18 protein-coding genes and 1 pseudogene are annotated in these 22,074 nt (G+C 65.2%); 15 read left to right on the plus strand and 4 right to left on the minus strand.

Translation table 11 applies throughout. The features are described from left to right. From JS533_RS10845 to JS533_RS10870, 6 genes and pseudogenes are all read left to right on the plus strand, one after another. Positions 1 to 389: pseudogene (locus JS533_RS10845) on the plus strand (hypothetical protein); the annotation flags it as partial. A 216-nt stretch (positions 390 to 605) separates the two neighbouring features. Further along, positions 606 to 893, plus strand: a complete 288-nt coding sequence (locus JS533_RS10850) for a DUF4244 domain-containing protein (RefSeq protein ID WP_241514545.1) — start codon at positions 606 to 608, stop codon at positions 891 to 893. Between the two features lie 5 nt (positions 894 to 898). Continuing rightward, positions 899 to 1,282, plus strand: a complete 384-nt coding sequence (locus JS533_RS10855) for a TadE family type IV pilus minor pilin (RefSeq protein WP_241514546.1) — start codon at positions 899 to 901, stop codon at positions 1,280 to 1,282. A gap of 11 nt (positions 1,283 to 1,293) precedes the next feature. Then, the gene (locus JS533_RS10860; protein WP_420838654.1) at positions 1,294 to 1,821 is read left to right on the plus strand and encodes an Rv3654c family TadE-like protein; all 528 of its coding nucleotides are present in this window, start codon (positions 1,294 to 1,296) and stop codon (positions 1,819 to 1,821) included. Positions 1,822 to 2,049: 228 nt separating this feature from the next. Beyond that, positions 2,050 to 2,487, plus strand: coding sequence for a hypothetical protein (locus JS533_RS10865; protein WP_241514547.1), 438 nt, complete (start codon positions 2,050 to 2,052; stop codon positions 2,485 to 2,487). Positions 2,488 to 2,692: 205 nt separating this feature from the next. Beyond that, positions 2,693 to 3,946 carry a diacylglycerol/lipid kinase family protein gene (locus JS533_RS10870; protein WP_241514548.1) on the plus strand — a complete coding sequence of 418 codons (1,254 nt, stop codon included), beginning with the start codon at positions 2,693 to 2,695 and terminating at the stop codon, positions 3,944 to 3,946. Here the strand turns inward: JS533_RS10870 and JS533_RS10875 are convergent. Beyond that, complete coding sequence (locus JS533_RS10875; protein WP_241514549.1) at positions 3,934 to 4,887, minus strand: amidohydrolase family protein; 954 nt, start codon at positions 4,885 to 4,887, stop codon at positions 3,934 to 3,936. The genes JS533_RS10870 and JS533_RS10875 overlap by 13 nt on opposite strands. Positions 4,888 to 5,008: 121 nt before the next feature. Beyond that, entirely contained in the window at positions 5,009 to 5,806 is a 798-nt protein-coding gene (gene budC, locus JS533_RS10880) for a meso-2,3-butanediol dehydrogenase (RefSeq protein ID WP_241514550.1), read from the minus strand. A gap of 200 nt (positions 5,807 to 6,006) precedes the next feature. Here budC and rhmD point away from each other — a divergent pair, with 200 nt between their 5' ends. The 3 genes from rhmD to JS533_RS10895 are packed head-to-tail and all read left to right on the plus strand — an operon-like array spanning position 6,007 to position 8,836. Next, a complete protein-coding gene (gene rhmD / locus JS533_RS10885) occupies positions 6,007 to 7,233 on the plus strand; it encodes an L-rhamnonate dehydratase (protein ID WP_241514551.1) in 1,227 nt (408 codons plus the stop codon). 24 nt (positions 7,234 to 7,257) lie between these two features. Then, the gene (locus JS533_RS10890; RefSeq protein WP_241514553.1) at positions 7,258 to 8,052 is read left to right on the plus strand and encodes an HpcH/HpaI aldolase family protein; all 795 of its coding nucleotides are present in this window, start codon (positions 7,258 to 7,260) and stop codon (positions 8,050 to 8,052) included. Between the two features lie 4 nt (positions 8,053 to 8,056). Continuing rightward, on the plus strand, positions 8,057 to 8,836 hold the full coding sequence (locus tag JS533_RS10895) for an IclR family transcriptional regulator (RefSeq protein WP_241514554.1): 780 nt from the start codon (positions 8,057 to 8,059) through the stop codon (positions 8,834 to 8,836). Positions 8,837 to 8,938: 102 nt separating this feature from the next. Here JS533_RS10895 and JS533_RS10900 read toward each other — a convergent pair whose 3' ends face one another. After that, positions 8,939 to 10,231 (minus strand): ATP-binding protein, encoded by a 1,293-nt coding sequence (locus JS533_RS10900; protein WP_241514556.1) that lies wholly within the window; start codon positions 10,229 to 10,231, stop codon positions 8,939 to 8,941. A gap of 303 nt (positions 10,232 to 10,534) precedes the next feature. Between JS533_RS10900 and JS533_RS10905 the strand changes: the two genes are divergently transcribed. Beyond that, complete coding sequence (locus JS533_RS10905; RefSeq protein ID WP_241514557.1) at positions 10,535 to 13,549, plus strand: glycoside hydrolase family 2 TIM barrel-domain containing protein; 3,015 nt, start codon at positions 10,535 to 10,537, stop codon at positions 13,547 to 13,549. A gap of 10 nt (positions 13,550 to 13,559) precedes the next feature. Here the strand turns inward: JS533_RS10905 and JS533_RS10910 are convergent, their stop codons facing one another. Continuing rightward, on the minus strand, positions 13,560 to 14,171 hold the full coding sequence (locus JS533_RS10910; RefSeq protein WP_241514568.1) for a TetR/AcrR family transcriptional regulator: 612 nt from the start codon (positions 14,169 to 14,171) through the stop codon (positions 13,560 to 13,562). Positions 14,172 to 14,316: 145 nt separating this feature from the next. Here JS533_RS10910 and dnaX point away from each other — a divergent pair, with 145 nt between their 5' ends. The 5 genes from dnaX to JS533_RS10935 form a co-directional block, all read left to right on the plus strand. After that, the gene (gene dnaX / locus JS533_RS10915) at positions 14,317 to 17,301 is read left to right on the plus strand and encodes a DNA polymerase III subunit gamma/tau (RefSeq protein ID WP_241514558.1); all 2,985 of its coding nucleotides are present in this window, start codon (positions 14,317 to 14,319) and stop codon (positions 17,299 to 17,301) included. Positions 17,302 to 17,677: 376 nt separating this feature from the next. Then, on the plus strand, positions 17,678 to 18,976 hold the full coding sequence (locus JS533_RS10920; protein WP_241514560.1) for an ATP-binding protein: 1,299 nt from the start codon (positions 17,678 to 17,680) through the stop codon (positions 18,974 to 18,976). Between the two features lie 134 nt (positions 18,977 to 19,110). Then, positions 19,111 to 19,713: a recombination mediator RecR gene (gene recR, locus JS533_RS10925; protein ID WP_241514562.1), complete on the plus strand. Its 603-nt coding sequence runs from the start codon at positions 19,111 to 19,113 to the stop codon at positions 19,711 to 19,713. Positions 19,714 to 19,928: 215 nt separating this feature from the next. Beyond that, positions 19,929 to 21,626: an ABC transporter substrate-binding protein gene (locus tag JS533_RS10930; RefSeq protein ID WP_241514564.1), complete on the plus strand. Its 1,698-nt coding sequence runs from the start codon at positions 19,929 to 19,931 to the stop codon at positions 21,624 to 21,626. A gap of 46 nt (positions 21,627 to 21,672) precedes the next feature. Next, positions 21,673 to 22,074 (plus strand): ABC transporter permease (locus JS533_RS10935; protein ID WP_241514565.1); only part of this gene is annotated, 402 nt, incomplete at its 3' end.

The following is a 22,074-nucleotide window of genomic DNA, read 5'->3' on the forward strand; positions in this document are numbered from 1 at the left end:
GCCCTGGCGGCCAGCCACGCGTGATGCCAGCCGATGCCGCTCCGCAACGACACCGCCGCACGGCGCAGACCGTTCCCGGCCGCACCGCCCATCGCCTCGCCGACCGCATCCAACGCACCGGGAATGGGTCAGACAACGCCGACCATGCCGACGTGATGCGGCTGTTCGACGTGCTGGAGGACGCGCTGGAACCTGCGTGGCGGCGCGGCGCGTCGCCGGTCATGCGGTTGGAGGCGGCCATCGACCAGCTGGACTCCGACGAGCGCTCCCGCATCGAGGAGTCCGCCGGCCGCCTGTCCGTGCGTCTGCTGTTGCCCACCGGACTGTGTTTCCTGCCGTCGTTCATCATCGTCGGGGTGATCCCGGCCATCGCCTCCTTCCTGCTGTAGCCGTTACGTCGCATTCCACATCATGTGGATGACGATGCATCGCAGACTGAAGTTATCCACAAAAAATGTGGATGGACACGCCGGGTGTGGATAACTCGGGGGTATGGATCGACCATTCGACCACATACCCCGTTTTTCGCTCGACGACATCGCGGAATCGTGCATAGTGGTGGCACCGCGGCCAACGGGGGCGCGGACGAAAGCGAAAGGAACGCCATGAGTGATGTATTGCCGATCAACGCCGACGGCCAGGCCGGACTGTTCACCAGCACCAAGCAGCGCATGATGGACCTGTACGTGCGTGGCAGCTGCGAACTGTACGGGCTCGACGCGAAACTGCGCGCGTTGGCCGCCGAACCCGAGGAGGGCGCGGCCACCGCCGAATACGCGATCGTGCTCATCGCCGCCACCGCATTCGCCGGCGTGCTGATGACCGTGCTCAAATCCGACGCCGTGAAAACGCTGCTGACGAACATCGTCAAGAAAGCCCTGAACGTCGGGTGACGACCATGCGGCGATTACCTGCCCGCGTCATCGCCGCGCTGCGACGGTGGGGAAGAACTGCCGACGAGGGAGCCGCCACCGCCGAGTTCGCGGTGGTGCTCCCCGCCGTCGTGGCCGTGGCGGTGCTGCTGATATGCCTTGCCCGCACGGTCGTCGTGTCGATGGACTGTCAGGATGCGGCCGCTGCCGCCGCGCGCGCACTGGTCGTGGCCGGCGATGATGCCGACCCGCATGCCACGGCCCGCGCGGTCGCCGGAGACGACGTGTCCGTATCGGTCGCTCAGGACGGCGATCTTGCGACCGTGACCGTGCAGTGTCCGGTCATACCCGATCCGATCGGCGTGCTGCCGACCGACGTGACCGGCAAAGCGACGGGAGTGCTGTCATGACGCCGATGATCATGCCCTTGTTCGGATGCGGCGCATCCGTGCTCTACGCGACGGACGGTATGCCGGCGGAACGGTTTCGGCTGGAACGTTACGGTCGGTGGCCGCATCGCCGGCTCGATGGACGGTCGGATCCGCGACTGGTCCGGTGGCTGCGTGGCGCGGACCGTGGTTCCGGCACGGTCGCCGGCGTGATGCTGATCATGCTGGTCGCCGTGATGCTGAGCGTGGTCGCCGCGGCCGGCAACCTGCTGGTCTGTCAGACGCGCGCCCGTGCCGCCGCCGACCTTGCGGCGCTGTCGGCGGCGGCCGCGTTGCGTGACGGTGCCGACGATCCTTGCGGCGTCGCGTCGGCCGTCGCCTCCGCATTCGCGCGCGAATTCAACGGTTCCGGCACCGGTTCCGGCGACGCTGCGGCTCGTCTCGACTCCTGCGCGGTCGACGACGAGGACGTGCAGACGACCGTTTCCGTCGCCACGCAGGTGCCATTCGCGCCGCACGTCGCACGTTCCTCCCGCGCCGGACCCGTCGCATGCGAGTGACGCCGCCCGTTCATCACCAGAAAGGTGATTTATGTATTACAATAATGGAATTGGCGTGAAACGGTCGGCATTCAAGCATGGCGTCCCGGTAGAGGACTCGATGTATGTGGTGGAGCACTATATGCGTCGGGAGGTCATGCAGGAGGATCCCCCGAAAGACCTCCTGCTGGGGTTTACCCAGCATGGAGTGGCGTTAGAGGTGATCCTTCTGTTCGATGATGACCGCTGGTGGTTGATTCATTCCATGCCAATACGGAAAAAGTACAACGAAGCGTTAGAAAGAAGCAGGCAATGGTCTACTATCACCACGGCGTACCGATTTATGAGGACTCTGATTTTCCGCCTGAAGTGGCCGCTCGGTTTCAGAAGGCAGTAGAGGAGGCCGAACAAGGTTACGACATTGACTGGTCTGAAGAGGAGCTCAAGCAGCGTATTGCCGAGGGTAAGACTTGGATGCGCGATCCCACCCCGCAGGAGCGCAAGTGGATCCGTCAGCTCCGCCGAGGCCGTCCGTTGAAGATCGGACGGGAGCGTGCCAGCAAGATCATGCAGTTCCGCATCGATCCGGACGGGGAGCGCCGCGTGCGGCAGTATGCGCAGGAGCATGGCATGAAGACGTCCGAGGCAATTCGCGCGCTGATCGACAAGGGACTCGCCGCAAGCTGACCGTTGCGTTGTCTCGCACAGGTACGATATGAGATTTCGACAGCACTGATTCGGTCCCTCGTGTGGTGCGGTGTCTATGACCATGGCCGACCGTTCGATGCTGGGATCGTGCCGGCGCTCGCAGACCCTGTCGGGACGACACTGTGGCGTGGATCGTCGGGTTGCGACACTGGCATGTATGCCGCGGTTTGGTTATGGTGGCGGTATGAGTGAAGAACGAACCGTGCAGTCGGCCGCCGATCCGCGGCATGCCGTGGTGGCGATGATCGGCAACCCGGTGTCCGACAAGGGCAAGGGCGCCAAAATCGATGCGCAGGTCATGGCCCTGCTGGAAGCGGACGGCGAACGTCACGGCTTCGACGTGATCGACCTGACCGGCACCAGCTTCGACGATTCGCTGAACAACGCGCGCACACGACGTGACGAGTACACGCACCTGGTCGTGGTCGGCGGCGACGGCATGATCGCGCTCGGCGCGAACGCCGTTGGATGCAGCGGCAAGCCGCTCGGCATCGTCGCCACCGGCTCCGGCAACGACTTCGCGCGCGGGCTCGACCTGCCGGTCAACCGCATCGAAACCGCGGTGGAGGGCATCGTCGGCGCGATCGTACGCGGCAGCCACATCGACGTGGACATGGGTCGCGTCACGTCGCTGCCCGGCGGCTACGCGGTCGACGCGGCCACCGGCAACCTGCTTGACGGCATGGCGGAACGTGCGGACACCGCGGAATCCGACGGACATTCCCGTGCGGCCGATCCGACCGTCACGAGTACGGACGTTGCCGGCCCGACCGGCGCTGTTCCGGCTCCCACCGACGATCTGCCGCCGATCGACCGCTTCTACGGCGGCATGCTCAACTGCGGGCTCGACGCGAGCATCAACGACCGCGCCAACCATTCGCGCCTGCCCGGCGGCTCCCTGCGCTACTTCGCGGCCGTGCTCGTCGAAGTCACGCATCTCAAGCGATACGGCTACCACATCAAGGCCACGCTCGCCGACGGCAGCGTCGAGGAACGCGACCTCATCACGCCGATGGTCACCGTCGCGAACTCGCGGCACATCGGCGGCGGACTCGAGGTCTCGCCCTACTCGCGCTTCGCGGACGGACTGCTCGACCTGATCTGGATCGACCACATGCCCAACGCGTTGGAGATCGCCGACGCGATCTCCAAGGGCTACAACGGCCGGCTGCTCGCCTCGCACATCTTCGGCTGGAAACGCGTGCGCGACGTGGAGATCACGCGCGCCGCGGAAGGCGCCGAACCGCCCGTGCTCATGGCCGACGGCGAATACATCGGCCATCTGCCGGTCAAGGTCGCCGCGCAGGACCGCGCGCTGCGCGTGCTCGTGCCACCCGCCGTCGCGCGCGCCCACGCCGAGGACGACGGCAGCCGCACGCTCGCCGCGATCGAACGCGACGGCCGGGATCCGATCACCGGCGAGTTTCAGAAGCGGTAGTACCGGCGGGCGTTGGTGACGAAGAGGGCGTCGCGTTCGGCGGGGGACAGCGCCTCCACGCAGCGGGCGAAGCCGTGCACGATGTCCGCGTAGGTGCCGTGCAGCTTGTCGACGGGGAAGTTCGACGCGAACATCGTGCGGTTCACGCCGAACGAATCGAGCACCGTGTACACGGCCGGCTTGATGCTCTCCAGCGTCCAGCGGTGGTCCATCGACGCGAATCCGGAGATCTTGATCACGCAGTTGCCGCGCTTGCCGAGCTCGTGCAGCCCGTCATGCCACAGTTTCCAGCCGGCGAAGTCGCGGTCGGCCCACATGCCGGCGTGGTCGATGACGAACAGCGTGTCCGGGTGCGCGTCGATCACCTGGCATGCGCGTGCGAACTGCGTCGGGTAGAGCTGCATGTCGAAGCTCAGCCCGTACTTGCCGAGCAGTCCGAGCCCGGCCAGCCACTGCGGATCGTCCATGTACGGCTTGTCGACGTAGTGATACAGCGGATGCGAGTGCATGTTGAGATTCTGACGGAAACCGCGTACGTTCGCATATGCGGCTTCGCGTTCGAGCGTCGCCTCGATGCCGGGGTCGGACAGGTCGCCGCCGGCGACGATCATGATCGGCCATCCGGACTCGTCGCTCATGCGCTGTACGGCGTCGACTTCGGCGACCGGATCGGCCGCGTTCGCCTGCACGTGCACCGCACCGACGAGCTCGATCGGCGTGCCGTCGGTCTCCGCGCGCAGATCGTCGACGAGATAGTCGCCCGCGTCGAACAGCGGATCCCACGGTCCTTCGAACGTGAGCGCCTTCGACCGGTTGAACCACGGGTACAGGCTCGTCCTCATCAGATGGACGTGCGTGTCGACGAACGGCCGCGGCGCCTCGCGCTGCTCCTCCGTTTCCGGAATGATCGTGGCCAGCCGGTCGATGACGATTTCGCTCATGCTGTCTCCTTTGACAGTGGTGACGTGAGGGTGTTGCCCCTTTGATTGACTACCTTGACTACCCTTGCCCTTCAGCGTGCTTCGCAGACGGCTCCCCTGACAGGGGGAGCCGAGAGGAACGTCACAGCACCGAACGGGTGTCGTTCTCGTACGAGTTGCGGCCCTGGCCGGTCGCGGCCGTGGTGCCGCCGTCGACCGGCACCACGAGGCCGGTCAGGTACGAGGCGTCGTCGGAGGCGAGGAACAGCGCGATGCCGGCGCAGTCCTCGGCGCGGCCCGTGCGGCCGAGCGCCACGCGGTCGGTGTACGGCTTGACGCGTTCCGGGTCGCTCCACACCTCCTTGTTGATGTCCGTTTCGATGAAGCCGGGCGCGAACGCGTTCACGCGCACGCCCTTGGCGCCGTAGTCGAGCGCCACGCAACGCACGAAGCCGTTCATCGCGTGCTTGGTCGAGTTGTATGCGGTCTGTCCCCAGTCTCCGCGCAGGCCGGAGACGGACGTGTCGACGACGATGTTGCCATGCGACTTGATCAGGTGCGGCAGCGCCTCCTTGGTCAGGTAGAACAGGCCGTCCATGTTCACCGAGAACAGCTTGTGCCACACCTCGTCGGAGACGTGCTCGATCTCGCCGCCCTCGAAGATGCCCGCGTTGGAGACGACCACGTCGAGATGGCCGAATTCGTCGACGACGGACCGTACGAGTTCGGCGACCTGCTCGTGGCTGGAGACGTCGGTGATGTGCGTGTGTCCGTTCGCGTAGCCGGCGACCGCTTCGCTGAGCGGATCCTGCTTGCGGCCGACGGCGACGACGGTCGCGCCGTTGTCGAGAAACGCGCGCGTGATCGCGCGGCCGATGCCGGTGCCGCCGCCGGTGACGATGACGACCTTGTCCTCGAAATGGTACGTGTTAGCGGTCATATGAAGCTCCTTCGACGCAGACGGCTGTGGCTTTCGGCGGGGCCGGTGACGGGCGGCATTCGGCCCGCTTCGGCCCCGCATTGACCTCACTATAGGCACCAGTTCACCACACATGGAACGCCGTCCCACATATAGGGACGCCGTTCCACACGCTGTAGCGTTGCACGTATCCACACATTCCGCGACGGAGAGGAACCACCATGACGTTGGCGCCATCACTGAAGCTGCCCACGATCACCGCCATCCGCGCCTACTCGATGGGCGGCGCGGCCGCCACCATCCACGGGCAGGGTGGCGGCGACTACCACGACCAAGGCAAGGACCACTGGATCGACGACCACATCGCCACTCCGATGAGCAAGTACGAGGAGTACAAGCAGTCCCGCCAGTCGTTCGGCATCAACGTGCTCGGCACGCTCGTCGTCGAGGTCGAGGCGTCCGACGGCACCACCGGCTTCGCCGTGTCCACCGCGGGCAATCCGGGCTGCTTCATCGTCGAACATCATCTCTCCCGCTTCGTCGAAGGCAAGCGCGTCGACCAGATCAAGCTCATCCACGACCAGATGCTCAACTCCACGCTGTTCTACTCCGGTGGCGGCGGCGTGGTCATCAACACGATCTCCTGCGTCGACCTGGCGCTGTGGGACCTGTACGGCAAGGTGCTGCACCTGCCGGTCTACAAGCTGCTCGGCGGCGCGGTGCGCGACACGATCCACTTCTACGCGACCGGCGCACGGCCGGATCTCGCGCAGAAGATGGGCTTCATCGGCGGCAAGATGCCAACGCATTGGGGCCCGGCCGACGACGATGAGGGCATCGCCAAGGACATCGCGATGCTCGCCGACATGCGCGAACGCGTCGGCGACGACTTCTGGCTCATGTTCGACTGCTGGATGAGCCAGACCGTCAACTACGCGACCAAGCTCGCGCACGCGGCCGCGCCGTACAAGCTCAAGTGGATCGAGGAATGCTTCCCGCCGAACCAGATCGAGTCGTACCGCCAGCTCAAGAAGAACATGCCCGCGGGCATGCTCATGACCACCGGCGAACACACCGGCACCATCGAAGGATTCAAGGAGCTGTCCGACGCGGGCGTCGACATCCTGCAGCCCGACGTCGGCTGGTGCGGCGGCGTGACCTCGCTGTGCGAGATCGCGGCGATCGCCAAGTCGCGCGGCCAGCTGGTCGTGCCGCACGGCTCGTCCGTCTACTCGCACCACGCGGTGATCACGTTCACGAACACGCCGTTCAGCGAGTTCCTGATGACCTCGCCGCACGCAGACAGCCTGCGCCCGCAGTTCGACCCGATCCTCGTCGGCGAGCCCGTGCCGGAAGGCGGCATCATGACCGCCGAACAGCTCGACAAGCCTGGCTTCGGCGTCGAACTCAACCGCGACTGCCCGCTCGAGCGCCCGTTCCGGCACTGATTCGCAAGGAGCAAGGAGCAATTCATGACTTCCGTACCTTTGCCGCACAACGAATTCAAGGCGGCGCTCAAGGCCGCGGTCGCGGCGGCAACCCCCGCCGAGCGCCCGCAGCTCAAGGGCCTGTGGATCGCGATGGGATCGCCCACGTCGATCGAGATCGCCGCCGAAATCGGCTACGACTGGCTGCTCATCGACGGCGAGCACGGCCCGAACGACCTGACGACGATCCTCGCGCAGCTGCGCGCCTGCCACGGCTACCCGACCACGCCGATCGTGCGTCCGGCCGCGGCCGACCCGGTGCTCATCAAGCAGGTGCTCGACCTCGGCGCGCAGACGCTGCTCGTGCCAATGGTCAACACGCGCGAGGAGGCCGAGCTCATGGTGCGCGCCGTCGAATACGCGCCTTCGGGCATCCGCGGCGTCGGCGGCGTGATCGCCCGCTCCGGCCGCTGGGGTCTCATCCCGGACTACATGGCCACCGCACGCGACGAGATTTGCCTGATCGTGCAGGTCGAATCACGCGAGGCGCTCGAGAACATCGACGAGATCGCGTCCGTGGACGGCATCGACGCGATCTTCATCGGTCCGGCCGACCTGTCCGCGTCGCTCGGCCACCCGGACGACGCCGGCGCGATCCAGGACGAGATCCGCCACGCGTTCGACGTGATCGCAAGTCACGGCAAGGCGATCGGCTCGCTCGCGTTCGACCCGGCCACCGCCCGCAAGTACTTCGAGTGGGGCGCCACGTTCGTCGCCGTCGCCGGCGACACCGACGTCTACGTGCGCGGCCTCGCCGCCGAACTCGCACAGTATCGTTGAGCTCATGACCCGAACCGATGAACCCGCCGTACCCGGCGCGCAGACCCTGATCAACGGTATCGCCGTGCTCCGGGCCGTCGCCGCCGGGTCGCGCACGCTCGCCGACATCGTCGCGGCGACCGGACTGTCGCGCAGCACCACGCATCGTCTCGTGCAGGCGCTGCGTGCCGAACGCATGCTGCGCGACACGGTCGAGGGCACGCTTGCCCTCGGTCCGGCGCTCATCGAACTCGGTTTCCAGGCGCGCGAGGACATCTCCATCCCCGCCGTCGCACGCCCGTATCTGCTCGACCTGTCCGACGAAACGCGCGACACGATCCATCTCGCCGCCGAGGACAACGGCGAGACGCTGTATCTTGACAAGGTTCGCGGCAGTCGCAACATCGAGATTCGCTCGTGGCCGGGCTGTCGCATGCCGCTGACCTACACCGGCATAGGCAAGGCGCTGCTGCTCGACCGGCCGGACCGTTGGGAACGGCAGTATCTCGACGATCGCGCGCGTATGGAACGCCAGCCCGAGCACGACTATTCGGGCGCGGCCGCGTTCGCGCGCGCGATGGGCCGCTACGCCAAACAGGGGTTCGCGTTCGATTTGGAGGAGAACGAGCCCGGCGTACGCTGCATCGCCGCGCCCGTGCGCGACGCCGGCGGTGCGATCGTATGCGCCGTGTCCGTCTCCAGCTTCAAAACGTTCATGCCCACCGACCGCATGCGCCAGCTCGGCCCGCTCGTGCGCGACACGGCCGACGCCATCTCCCGAGACCTCGGCTGGCCCGGCCGTTAGTGTGTTATCGGGCGTGCTCGTGTGTTCGGGCTCGTATCAGCTTGCCTTGCTGATGGCCGCCGCCGGGTATCCGAGTGGCACCGTCTCCGATCGTGTCCGACGTCATGCGCCAAGGGTCGCGATGGGGACTACGAGTATGCCGTCGGAGCGACGGTAGGCTTTGCGCCCGCGCCCGGTGAGGAACATCATGAACTCGGGGTCGCGGACCTGTCCGAGGGGATTGGCGCAGATTTTGTTGCGGAACGCCTTGAGCTTGTCCGCGTTCTCGTCGGTGGCCTTCAGATCGCTGAGCTTGATCTCGATGGCTCCCCAACGGCCGTCGGCCAATTCGATGATCACATCCACTTCAAGCCCCTTGTCGTCGCGATAGTAGGCGATCCGATTGCCTGAGCCCGGCATGGCCGACAGGTATACGTTCAGATCGCGGATGCAGAGCGTCTCGAACAGGTCGCCGAGCGTTTGTGTGTCCCGCAGCAGCGCGAGGGGGGAAGCGCCCAATGCCGCAGCCGGCAATGAAGGATCCACGAAATACCGTTTCGGTTTGGTGCGCACGCGGCTTTTCGCCCGAAGCGGAGGCTCCCATCCTTCCAGATCCGTGATCAGATACAGATCCTTGAGCATGTCCAGATAGCTTTTCACCGTCTGCACGTCCGGTTCGCGTCTCTCGTCGCCATAGGCCATATCGGTGGCGAGCGTCGCATACTTGGGGGCCTGCGCGATGTTCACGGCCAAGGCGCGCATCAGGGCCCTTGCCGTTCCCGGATTCTTGTTCATCCTTGGCACGCTGACGTCAAGCACGCTCGCGATGTATTCCCCGGGGATCTCCAGCGCGAATTCGTCATCCAGGCCAAGATTGGCGGGCCACCCGCCACGGCAGCACCACCGGGCCACATCCTCGACGCCGGTGTCGCAAACAGCCGGGGCGAAATCGCCGTCGAACAGTGCCGACAGACTGACCTCGCCGGTGGAGTCGCCCGATTCAGCCAGACTCATCGGCCACATGCGCAGGCGGGCGATGCGACCCGTGCCGCTGTGGTGGATGGCATCCACGTCCTTCGGGATGGCGGAGCCGGTGAGAATGAGCTGCCCCTTGCGATTCGCATTGTCGTCCACATGACGACGCGCCGCATCCCAGATCTGTGGCGCGTCCTGCCACTCGTCCACCAGATGCGGTTCCGCGCCCATCAGCACCAGCGCCGGATCGGTCTGCGCGGCTGCGAACGTCGCCGCATCGTCCAGCCGGTCCACGCTGCGCGCCTGTGACAATGCCGTCCACGTTTTCCCGCACCATTTCGGTCCGACGATCTCCACGGCGCCGAACGCGTTCAGCAGTTTGCCGAGTCGTCCGTCCACGACGCGCGGTCGGTAGTCCGGTTGGGTCAGCGTGTCGCCCATCGCTCGCGCATCGCTCATATTTCGGCCTTTCTCCCAGTCCCCGACAAGATTGATATTGATTTTACACTAGTTTCGTTCCCGATTTTATGCCTATTTCGTTGTAGTTTTTACGCCATTTGCGGTCCCTGTCGTACGCCACGGCGTTCGCGTTCGTGTTCGCATTCGCAGGAAGGTTCCCCCTTGTTGCCCGGTCGCCGAGCGGGCGCACCCGTTGACAAGCCGACGCCATCTCCCGAGACCTTGGCTGGCCCGGCCGGTGACGCCCTGCGACTAAGCTGGTGTGATCGATGATCGGAGGAGCGGATGCGGGCGATCGGGTTCAATGACGGGTGGTCGTATCGGCATCTCGGGGCGACGGACGAGCCGTTCGTGCCGGTGACGTTGCCGCACGACGCGATGCTGTCCGAGCCGCGTACGCCCGTCGCCGAAAGCGGAATCAACTCGGGTTGGTTCGAGGGGCGCGACTACGAGTACGTGCGCCGGTTCACGCCGGGGGAGGAGTTGGCCGGCCGTGCGATGATCCTCGAGTTCGAAGGCGTGTACCACGATGCGGAAGTGTGGATCGACGGACGACAGGTCGCGTTCCGACCGTACGGGTACACGGACTTTTCCGTCGACGTCAGCGATGCGCTGACGGTCGGCCGCGAGCATGAGATCCGTGTGGTCGCGCGCAACGCCGACCAGCCGAACTCGCGTTGGTATTCGGGCGCCGGCATCTACCGTCCGGTCACGCTGTGGGTCGCGCCGCGCGACCATATCAAGCTTGACGGCGTCACCGTGCGCACGTTGTCCATTGGAACGCCAGACGAGTCCGTTTCGTCCGGCTTGCCGGACGGCGGCGCAACCGTGCCGGCCCGCGTCCAGTTCACGGTCGAAGCCACTGCTCCGGGCAGCGTTTCCATCTCGGTGACCCCTGTTCCCTCCGACAAGCTGACGGTCAGCCGGAGACTGACTGGGGGAGTGCCCACAACGCAGGCCTTGGGGGTGACGCTCCCCCAGTCACGGCTACGCCGTGACAGCCCCTCAGCCGGGCCGAGCCGTGAAGCAAACGCCAGAGGCGTTTGTAGGCGAGGAGCGAGCGACAGCGAGCCAGATAATGTCGCGCGTAGCGCGTCCGAAATTGCAGGACGGGCCGAGGCCGCCGATGGTGTTGTCTACGCGACTGTGCCGACGGCCGCCGATGGCGTTGCCGCGATTACGCTCGATATTCCGAGCCCTCGCCTGTGGTCGCCGGAGGCGCCGAACCTGTACACAGCTCATATTCGATACGAGTCGGCGAACGCCGACCCGGACGGCACGTACGGTTCGCACGACATGGACGAGACCGACGTCACGTTCGGCATCCGCACGCTCGCATGGGGGTCCGAGGGATTCAAGATCAACGGCCGCCGCGTCATCATCCAAGGCGCGTGCATCCACCACGACAACGGCGTGCTCGGCGCATGCGCCTACCCCGACGCGGAGGAACGCAAGCTCACGCTGCTCAAACAGGCCGGCTACAATGCGGTCCGCTCCGCGCACAACCCCTGCTCGAAGGCCCTGCTCGACGCGGCCGACCGGCTCGGCATGCTCGTCATGGACGAATACATCGACCACTGGTACATCCACAAGACGCGCCACGACTACGTCGACCGCTTCGACCGATGGTGGCGGCAGGACCTCGCCGACATGGTCGCCAAGGACCGCAACCATCCCAGCGTCATCATGTACTCCACCGGCAACGAGGTCGGCGAAACCGCGCATCATCGCGGCATCGCGCTCGCCGGCGCGATGACCCGGCATCTGCACGCGCTCGACCCGACGCGGCCCGTCACGTGCGGCATCAACATCTTCTTCAACCTGCTCAGTGCGATCCGGCTCGGCCAATACTCCGACCGCAAGGCCGAACGCGAGGCGAGACGCGCGGCCAACCTTCGCAAGGCGTTCGAGCAGGCCGAAACGGCCAAACGCACCGCCCAGACCGCCGTCCGGCACGTCATCCGGGGCGCGGCCGCCGAGCCGCCGTTCGAGGCACCCGGCCATCGCCGCAGCATCGTCGGCAGCGAGTTCTTCAACCAGCTGGCCGGCCGTCTCGGCGCGGACTTCATGAAAACGATGGCGTCCCTGCCGCCGTGCGACTGGGTGACGCGCGGCGCGTTCGCGAACATGGACATCGCAGGCTACAACTACGGCATCAACCGCTACGGCCACGACCTCGCCCGGTACCCGCACCGGCTCATCCTCGGCACGGAAACGTTCTGCACCGACGCATACCGCTTCCGCGAATACGCGAAGACGCACCCGCGCGTGATCGGCGACTTCGTGTGGGCCGGCATGGACTACATGGGCGAAACAGGCATCGGCTCGTGGGAGTACGAGGACTACGCCCCCCTGCGCATCGGCTACGGGTGGCTCACCGCCGGCTCCGGCCGACTCGACCTGACCGGCCGGCCGCTCGGTGAGGCGTACTACACGCGCGTCGCGCTCGAGGCCCCGGGCGCGGACGATCAGCTGGGCCACTTCGATCAGTCCGATCGCGTCGGACGTCGCAATCGCGTCGGCCATCCCGATCATGTCGGGCGTCCCGATCGCATCGGGCATCCCGACCGCGGCCCGTACATCGCCGTCCGCCCGGTCAACCACACCGATGACAAACACTCTCCGAGCGCGTGGAAGATGAGCGACGCAATCCGCTCGTGGAGCTGGAACGGCTGCAACGGTCGGCTCGCGCACGTCGAAGTGTACGCGCGTGCGGCCGCGGTCGCGCTGTTCGTCAACGGTCGTGAGGTCGGGCGCAAGACACTGCGCGACGAATGCATCGCACGGTTCATGTGCATGTATCGGCCGGGCGTGATCGAAGCGGTCGCGTACGACGCAACCGGGCACGAAATCGGCCGCGACAGTCTGCGCAGTGCAAGCGATCGCACCGAACTGCGCGCCGACGTCGAATGGCCGGTCGCGGCCGGTGCGATGAACGTGGAGAATTTGGGGGACGCGGTTGGCTCGCACGATGCGGCGAATGACGCGGAATCGCGGTCTGTGCATGTCCTTCCCGGCCGTCTCGCGTTCGTACGCGTGCGCTACACCGACGAACACGGCATCACCAAACCGCTCGAACGCGGGAACCTGCACGCGGGCGTCGCCGGCGGCGACCTGCTCGGCTTCGGCTGCGCTGCCCCGTTCAACCGCGGCAGCTTCGTGACCGGCGCAACCGGCACGTACTACGGCGAGGCGCTCGCGGTCGTGCGCGTGCCGGCCGGCGCGGTCGCGGGCGACACGGTCACGTTGCGCGTGACCGACGGCGCACATCACGCGTCGGCCGACATCGTCGTCGCCTGACCGTCGTGCGTCACGCGAGATAGTTCTCGATGTGGAACGTCTGCGCGACGACCTGCTTGATCACGCGGTCCGGCGTCTCCGGATGCTGTCGGATGAGCGAGATCAGGCCGACGATGAGCACGTAGAACGACTCGTGCACGTTGCGGATCGGCATGCCGTGCATCTTCTCGAAGTCGCGCACGGTGGTCCGGTCGAAGAAGTCGGCGATGCGGTCGGCGATGCGGTCGATGAACTTGATGTACAGTTCCGCGTTGCCCGACTGGATGAGCCGCGTGCTGAACGGGCCCTCGTCGGCGATGATCGCGCGCGTCAGCCGGACGATGTTGTCGAGCGCCTTGTCGATGTTGCCCGGCTCGCGTTCGGCGTTCCACTGGGTGAGCTTGCCGAGCATCGAGTCGATCGTGTCGTCGATGACCGCGTCGGCGACGGCGTCCTTGTCTTCGAAATAGTGATAGAACAACGACCGCGTCATGTCGGCGCGTTCGGCGATGTCGCTGATCGTGAGTTTGGCGAAACCGGTCGCCAGGCACGCCTCACGGGCCGCGCGGATGATCTGCGCGCGTCGCGCGTCGCCGCGCGATTCCTCGCGCGAGGCCGTGCCATCGGGGTTCTTGCGGGCCATAACCACTCCTGCCACTGGAGAATCCATACCGTATTCCAGTGTAGGCCCGTTTTGTTGACAATGCGTCAATAATCGTCTGACGGCACTGACGCGGCGTTCGTGCGGCGAGTCGGGCGGATACCCGGCTTGAGGTAGGTTGGAGGGCATGGCACTTGCACTGTATCGACGTTATCGACCGGACACCTTCGACGGGGTCATCGGACAGGATCAGGTCACGATCCCGCTGATGCGCGCGCTCGACGCGGGCAAGCTCACCCACGCCTACCTGTTCTCCGGCCCGCGCGGCTGCGGCAAGACCAGCTCCGCCCGCATCCTCGCGCGCTGCATCAACTGCGCGAAGGGCCCGACCTCGCACCCGTGCGGCGAATGCGCGAGCTGCAAGGACCTGGCGACCGGCGGCCCCGGCTCGATCGACGTGGTCGAAATCGACGCGGCATCGCACAACGGCGTCGACGACGCGCGCGAACTGCGCGAACGCGCCGGCTTCGCGCCCGCCCGCGACCGGTACAAGATCTTCATCCTCGACGAGGCGCACATGGTCACGCAGCAGGGCTTCAACGCGCTGCTCAAGATCGTCGAGGAGCCGCCGGAACACGTCATGTTCATCTTCGCGACCACCGAGCCGGACAAGGTGATCGGCACGATTCGCTCGCGCACCCACCACTACCCGTTCCGCCTGGTGCCCGCCGAGATCATGGGTCCGTATCTCGAGACGATCTGCGAGAAGGAGTCGATCAAGCCCGAACCCGGTGTGCTCAAGCTCGCGATGCGCGCGGGCGGCGGCTCGGTGCGCGACACGCTGTCCGTACTCGACCAGCTGATGGTCGGCGCCGTGGACGGCGTGATCTCGCACGATTCGGCCGTGGCGCTGCTCGGCTTCACGCCGGAAGCGCTGATCGGCGAGGCGATCGACGCGGTGATCGACCGCAACGGCGAAGCGCTGTATGGCGTGATCCAGAAGGTCGTGGTCGGCGGATTCGACCCGCGGCGGTTCGTCGAGGACCTGCTGGCGCGCGTGCGCGACCTGCTGGTGCTCACGTTGGCCGGCGAACGCGCGGAGACGGTGATGTCCGACACGGCCGAAGGCGAGGACATGGCCGACCTGCAGCGGCAGGCCGGCGCGCTCGGCTTGGGTGCGCTCACGGCGATGGCCGACACGATCAACACGACGCTCGGTGCGATGACCGGCGCGATCTCGCCGCGCATGCGACTCGAACTGCTCGCCGCGCGACTGCTCGCCAGCCGCGAGGCCGGGGTTGCCGTAGCTGCGGCCGGCCGTGAAGCTGGCGGAGCCTCGGCCCCCTCGGCTGAGGGGGCCGGCGCGCGAAGCGCGACTGGGGGAGCGTCAGAAGGACGAACCTCCGCTCGCTCCGGCTTCGCCGGAGCCTCCCGCAACCAGACTGCCGGTCAGCACACCGGTTTCGCGGGCGCCGCCCGCAACATGGAACCTTCCACAGGGGGCGCCGACTCTCAGACGGAATCGGGTGTACGCTCCCCCAGTCGGCCTGCGGCTGGCAGCCCCCTCAGCCGAGGGGGCCAAGGAGGTGACGGCTCGGTATCGGCCATCGCACCAGATGCTGGCGGAACCTCGGCTCCGTCGGCTGGGGGAGCGCCCGCTCGGCCGGCTGGAGACGTCTCGTCGCCGGCCGCGGAGGCGTCTCGCACGCCGGACGAGAAGTGGGACGCGCTGGTGGCGGCGCTGCCGGCCGATGTGCGGCATTACGTGGACCGCACGCGCGTGCCGAAGATCCTGCTCTCGCCTGATCCGGCCGGGCACCAGCGTCTGTGGATCAAATTCGACAAGCCGTTGAACAAGTACGCGTTCGCGCTCGCCGTCACCACCGAAGCGGTGGACGGCAAGACGTCGGTCGTCGACATTCTGCGCTCCGAAGTGCGCAAGACGTTCGGCGCGAACGTGTCGCTCGCCCCCACCAAGAAGATGGCGGACGGCAGCGTCGCGCCCCCGTTCGGCAAGCTGCCGGCGGACGAGCAGCAGCGCATCAAAGCACAGCTGCTGCAGGAAAGCCTCAAATCCGCCACGCTCGCGGCGCAGTCGTCGACCGCATCGAAGGCCGCGTCGTCCGCCGCCGCATCCGCAGGCAAGGAGCCCGAGTCGCAAGGCTCGTCCGCGACCGCCGACGGGTCGGCCGCAACATCCGCCGACGATGACGACGTTCATCGAGCCGGCCATCCGGCTCCCGTACCGGCCTCCGACGCGTCGTCCGTCGTCGATGACGATCCGTGGGCGCAGCCGTCGTCGTCGGCACGATCGTCGCACGACGGCCGCGCGGTTTCCGCGGCTGTTCCCGACGATGACGATCCGTGGGCGGCTCCGGTAACGCCGGCCGCCGGCGGAGGTACGTCGTCCGCGTCGGCTGCGTCATCCGAGCATCGGCACAAGCACGTCGCCGTGCCGGACATGAGCGACGACACCGACCCGTGGGCGCAACCCGCACGGCAGTCCTCCAACGGGTCCGAATCATCGGCGAACGCGGCTGCCGCGCCGGGCGGTGCCGCGCACAGCGCGTCTGCCGTTGCGCATCCGCAGTCCGTCGTCAATCCGACATCTGGCGGCCGGCCTGACGAAGGCCCGGTCATTGACGATGATCCGTGGAGCCAACCGATTCCGTTGCCGGAGGTTGCTCCGCCGGACGACGATCCTTGGGCGCGGCCCGTACAGTCTGCTCCGCAGCAGCCGGCGACGGGAGCGTTCGCCGCCGGCAACGGTCCTGCGAACGCAGGCGGCCAGCCCATCGAGCATCATTTCGACGACCATCGCCAGCCGATCGACCCGCAGTACGACGTCGACCCGTGGGGACACCCCATGTCGCGCCCGGCCGCTGCCATGCCGGCGGGCAACGGGTTCGCCGGCAATGGCCCGTCCGGCGGCGATCCGGCGAATATGGGCGATCCGTTCGCGGCTCCTCTGCCCGAAGGCATTCCGACGACCCCGCAGGTCGACCCGGACGAGGACGAGTATTCGATGAGCGACCAGTCGCTCGGCACCGCGACCGCGATGAGCATCGACGAGCTGACCAAGTTCTTCGACGTGAAGAAGGTCGAGGAATTCAAGGCCGACGACCCGAAGAACCCGCGCAACCTCCTCCACGCCAACAAGCACGAGGAGTAGCGTGACCGTATCGTCAGGTTTGGCTTGTTATGAGGCGTATCTTGCAGTTCTAGGTCATCCATGCCGGTATCCGGCCGAAATCCGACGAGACAGGTGTTGAAATTCCGCCGTTTTTCGACCCTCGCGTACGCTGTTGGACGCGTGATATCCGGACGAATGACCTAGAACTGCAAGATAGGGTCGAAAACAGGCTGATTCCGGAACCAGGCACGTGTGCGGCGTCGCGGGGACGCTTGAGCGGGATAACTCGCAACTATGGATTGCATATTTTTCGTGGGAAAAATATGCAATTAGAGCATATTTTTCGTGGGAAAAATATGCAACACCGTGTATGATAGCAATGGTACAGACTAATGACATCACGGTGGAGACGGTTATGCTGAGACGTAAGATCATCGAAAAACTCACGCAGTGGAAGAGCGATCCCCGGCATAAGTCGTTGGTGATCAAGGGTGCGCGTCAGGTCGGCAAAACCTATGCGGTCAACGAATTCGGGGCAGCCAATTATGAGAGCGTTGTATCGCTCAACTTCGAAGAGCATCCGGAGTACAAGTCGATCTTCTCCGGCGACCACAGCGCCGAATCCATCTATTCGCAACTCTCGTTGTTTTTCCCTGGAGCGCAGTTCTCGCAACGCAGGACATTGCTGTTCCTGGATGAGATCCAGAGCTGCCCGGATGCGGTCACTTCGCTGAAGTTCCTGACCATGGACGGGAGGGCCGATGTGATCGCCAGCGGTTCGCTGCTCGGCATCTCCTACAAGGAAGTATCGTCGTATCCGGTGGGTTACGTGGAGCACATGGATATGCACTCGCTTGATTTCGAGGAATTCCTGTGGGCCTGTGGAATCACCGAATCCGCCGTTTCATATGTGAAAGGGTTCTTCGACCGCCGTGAGCAAGTGCCGGATGCCGTGCAGGAACGCATGATGCAGCTGTTTCGTCAGTACATCGTCGTAGGCGGCATGCCGGAGGCCGTGCAGTCATTCGTGGACACCAAGGATTTCGCAAAGGTGTTGGGCATACAACGTGACATTCTCGCCGAATACCAAAACGATATCGCCAAGTATGCGCAAGGTGCTGAAAAAGCCAAGGCCCGCGCCTGTTTCCTGTCGATTCCCAAACAACTGGCGCGCGATTCCAAACGGTTCTCCTATTCGGTGGTCGAACCTCGTTCCAGCGCCCGCAAATACGGCGGAAGCCTGCAGTGGCTGTACGATGCGGGCATCATCAACTTCTGCTATAAGTTGGATGCCCCGGAACTGCCGTTCGAAGGCAACTGCGACAACACCAAATTCAAGGTGTACATGAGGGATACCGGACTGCTGGTCGCCATGCTCGAGGAGGGATCTCAGAAGGATATCCTTGACGGGAATCTGGGCATCTACAAAGGTGCCATCTATGAGAACATCGTGGGCGACATGTTCGCCAAGAACGGCAAGCCGTTGTACTACTACGAGAAAAACAACTCGTTGGAGATGGATTTCTTCATCAGATTCAACGGGATGGCGACCGCCGTGGAGGTGAAGTCGTCGCAGAATCGCAAGGCGAAATCCATGAATTCGCTCATCGACAACCACGGAGTGCGGCATGGCATCAAGCTCGCTCCGGGCAATTACGGTACGATCGGCGACCGCGTGGAAGTGCTGCCCATCTATATGGCGATGTTCCTATAGGGGCAGGAAGCGCGGTTGATCGAAGCACGAGGCGCCGGTTGCGGTCGTTTGGCATAATGAAGCCGCGACATGCGACGTCGTGGCATCCCGTACAACTCACGGCAGGCGGGCATGCGGGACAAGGGAGGCAACCCATGGCATTGGCATATGATGGCGCGATCCAGCGCCTTATCGACGCGTTCGCGAGCCTGCCCGGCATCGGGCCGAAGGGCGCACAGCGCATCGCGTTCTACATGCTGTCCGCATCCGATGAGGAGGCGCAGCAGCTCATCGACGCGATCACCGAAGTCAAGCAGAAGGTGCGCTTCTGCGACATTTGCGGCAACGTGTGCGAGACGAGCCCGTGTCCGGTATGCGTCGACCCGCGGCGCGACCACAGCGTGATCTGCGTGGTCGAGGAGCCGAAGGACGTGATGAGCATCGAACGCACGCGCGAATACCGCGGCCTCTACCACGTGCTCGGCGGCGCGATCAACCCGATGGCGAACGTCGGCCCCGCCGACCTCAACATCCCCAAACTGCTCGACAGGCTCAAAACCGACGAGGTCAAGGAGGTCATCCTCGCGCTTGATCCGAACATCGAAGGCGAAGCGACCACCACGTACCTGAGCCGTCTGCTCGGCCCCCTCGGCATCAAGGTCACCAAGCTCGCCAGCGGCCTGCCCGTCGGCTCCGACCTCGAGTACGCCGACGAGATCACCCTCGGGCGCGCGCTCGCCGGGCGGCGGGAGGCATAGCGCCTCGAGAGACGGCGGCGGACGCCGAGGCGGTGTCAAACGGTGGTATCCGGCGAGACATATAGCGTCATATAGATAACGCGTATAGGGCAGGGGGTGTGTGGACCCGTCCGGTCCGGTACAGTGACTGTCAACGGCCGACGCGCATGGGGATGCGCGTCAGTCGAAGACACACCGCCGAATTCCATCGGCATGGCACATATTGGGGGAATGACATGGGGGACAACCGTATCTTACGAGGGGTTTCACGAGGGGGAACACACCGAGGCAGACTGACGGCGCTGGCCGTCGCCGGCCTGCTGGCGCTCGCCGGCTGCGGCAGCACCGCGAACGCCACCGGCGGCGAGGAGCCGGCGGGCGAGCCGCAGTCCGGCGGCACGCTGCGCATCGCGGAGCCGACGGAGATCCTCAACTGCATCGATCCGTTCCAGACGTCGTGGACCGCGTCGCGCACGCTGGTGCGCCAGTTCGCGGAATCGCTGACCGACCAAGACCCGAAGACCGGCGAGATCAAGCCGTGGCTGGCGACCGGCTGGAAGCTCAGCGACGATGGCAAGACGTACACGTTCGATCTGAAGCACGGCGTGACGTTCTCCAATGGGGAGGCGTTCAACGCCGACGCCGTGGTCAAGAACTTCGAAACCAACCTCAAGGGGGTCAAGGAAGGCTGGGGCACGGCCGGCGGCAACTACATCCAGGGCCTCGAATCCGTGAGCAAGGTGGACGACGACACCGTGCAGTTCCACTTCTCGAAGTTCAACGCGGCGTTCCTGCAGGCCACGGCCACGACCACGCTGGCCATCCTCGCGCCGGCCTCGCTCGACCAGACCCCGCAGCAGCGCTGCCACGGCGAAAACCTGTACGGCACCGGCCCGTTCGTGCTCAAGCAGTGGGACATCACCAGCAAGACCATCTTCACCAAACGCAAGGGATACACGACGCCGTCCCCGTTCGAGACGAGGCAGCAGGGCGACGCGTATCTCGACCGCATCGAGGTCTCCTACATTCCGGAGACCACGGTGCGCACCGGCAACTTCGTCGGCGGCCAGACGGACATCATCCTCGCATCGTCCGCCGTGCCGATCCTCGAAAACGACGCGGAACAGATCAAGGCCGCCGGCGGGCGCATCGAGACGCGCGCCCTGCCGGGAACCTCCTATGACATCTATCCGAACACGCGTTCCGAAGACCGACCGCTGCACGACATCAACGTGCGCAAGGCGGTTTCGCTGGCCATCGACCGCACCTCGTACGCGCAGACCATCTTCCGCAAGGACTATCCGACGGTCAAGGGCGTGCTGGGCGCGACCACGCCAAGCTTCCAGGCCACCCCCGACGCCATCAGATACGATCCCGAAGAGGCCGGCAAACTGCTCGACAAGGCCGGCTGGACGCTGAACAAGAAGGACGGCTACCGGTACAAGGACGGCAAGAAGCTGACCCTGGTGTGGCTTGACTACAACAAGAACGCCGGACAGGACCTGCTGGTCGACCAGTTCCGCCAGGTCGGCATCGACCTGCAGATCGAAATCGGCACCTACGCGGATTCGCTGAACAAGGAAAAGACCAACGACTACGACCTGTCGATGCTGTGGACCTACACGCGCAGCGATCCGGTGGCGATCGCGAACCTGATCGACATCCGCAACGACAAGGGCAACCGCGGCGGCTGGAACATCGCGAACGACGAGCAGCGGGCCACGCTGAACAAGCTGTTCGACGCCGGCATCGCGGAACGCGACGACGCCAAGCGCACCAAGATCTACCAGGAGCTCCAGCAGTATCTGGCCGACCAGTACATCCAGATCCCGTTCTACGAGCGCATGGGCGATCTCGCGCTCGCCAAGAACGTGCACGGCGTGCGCTACACCGCCGAATCCTTCATCTCCCTGTACGACACCTGGCTGAGCTGAGCCGGGGCGCGCCTCGGCCGATACGGCACATCCTGATTGGACCATCATGAAACAGCACATTCTCTTCATCGCCGGGCGCATCGTGCAGGCCGTGGCGGTGCTGTGGGCCTCCTACACGGTGACCTTCATCATCCTCAACCTGCTGCCCGCGAACCCGATCGACCTGATCCTGCACGCCCGTGGTATCCCCGACGGCTCGATCGGCGGGGCCGAGCTCGAAGCCGTCAAGCACCAGTACGGGCTTGACCGGACGCCGTTCCAGCAGTACGTCGGCATGCTGGCCGACGCGCTGCACGGCGACCTGGGCACCTCCTACATGCAGGGCGTGCCGGTCAGCCAACTGATCTCCCAGCGACTGTCCAACACGCTGATCATCAGCGGACTGTCCATCGCGGTCTCGTTCGCGGGCGCGTTCGTCATCGCGTTCTTCGCGGCCTGCACGCGGCAC

This window comes from Bifidobacterium amazonense, from assembly GCF_018555435.2.
Classification (GTDB): domain Bacteria; phylum Actinomycetota; class Actinomycetes; order Actinomycetales; family Bifidobacteriaceae; genus Bifidobacterium; species Bifidobacterium amazonense.

What these genes read in the sequence shown, in the direction of transcription:
- JS533_RS10930 (WP_241514564.1), top strand. Translation starts at nt 19,929, where the DNA reads ATGGGGGACAACCGTATCTTACGAGGGGTTTCACGAGGGGGAACACAC.
- budC (WP_241514550.1), bottom strand. Translation starts at nt 5,806, where the DNA reads ATGACCGCTAACACGTACCATTTCGAGGACAAGGTCGTCATCGTCACC.
- JS533_RS10905 (WP_241514557.1), top strand. Translation starts at nt 10,535, where the DNA reads ATGCGGGCGATCGGGTTCAATGACGGGTGGTCGTATCGGCATCTCGGG.
- JS533_RS10855 (WP_241514546.1), top strand. Translation starts at nt 899, where the DNA reads ATGCGGCGATTACCTGCCCGCGTCATCGCCGCGCTGCGACGGTGGGGA.
- JS533_RS10870 (WP_241514548.1), top strand. Translation starts at nt 2,693, where the DNA reads ATGAGTGAAGAACGAACCGTGCAGTCGGCCGCCGATCCGCGGCATGCC.
- JS533_RS10875 (WP_241514549.1), bottom strand. Translation starts at nt 4,887, where the DNA reads ATGAGCGAAATCGTCATCGACCGGCTGGCCACGATCATTCCGGAAACG.
- JS533_RS10900 (WP_241514556.1), bottom strand. Translation starts at nt 10,231, where the DNA reads ATGGGCGACACGCTGACCCAACCGGACTACCGACCGCGCGTCGTGGAC.
- JS533_RS10890 (WP_241514553.1), top strand. Translation starts at nt 7,258, where the DNA reads ATGACTTCCGTACCTTTGCCGCACAACGAATTCAAGGCGGCGCTCAAG.
- dnaX (WP_241514558.1), top strand. Translation starts at nt 14,317, where the DNA reads ATGGCACTTGCACTGTATCGACGTTATCGACCGGACACCTTCGACGGG.
- JS533_RS10850 (WP_241514545.1), top strand. Translation starts at nt 606, where the DNA reads ATGAGTGATGTATTGCCGATCAACGCCGACGGCCAGGCCGGACTGTTC.
- JS533_RS10920 (WP_241514560.1), top strand. Translation starts at nt 17,678, where the DNA reads ATGCTGAGACGTAAGATCATCGAAAAACTCACGCAGTGGAAGAGCGAT.
- JS533_RS10910 (WP_241514568.1), bottom strand. Translation starts at nt 14,171, where the DNA reads ATGGCCCGCAAGAACCCCGATGGCACGGCCTCGCGCGAGGAATCGCGC.
- JS533_RS10860 (WP_420838654.1), top strand. Translation starts at nt 1,294, where the DNA reads ATGCCCTTGTTCGGATGCGGCGCATCCGTGCTCTACGCGACGGACGGT.
- JS533_RS10895 (WP_241514554.1), top strand. Translation starts at nt 8,057, where the DNA reads ATGACCCGAACCGATGAACCCGCCGTACCCGGCGCGCAGACCCTGATC.
- recR (WP_241514562.1), top strand. Translation starts at nt 19,111, where the DNA reads ATGGCATTGGCATATGATGGCGCGATCCAGCGCCTTATCGACGCGTTC.
- rhmD (WP_241514551.1), top strand. Translation starts at nt 6,007, where the DNA reads ATGACGTTGGCGCCATCACTGAAGCTGCCCACGATCACCGCCATCCGC.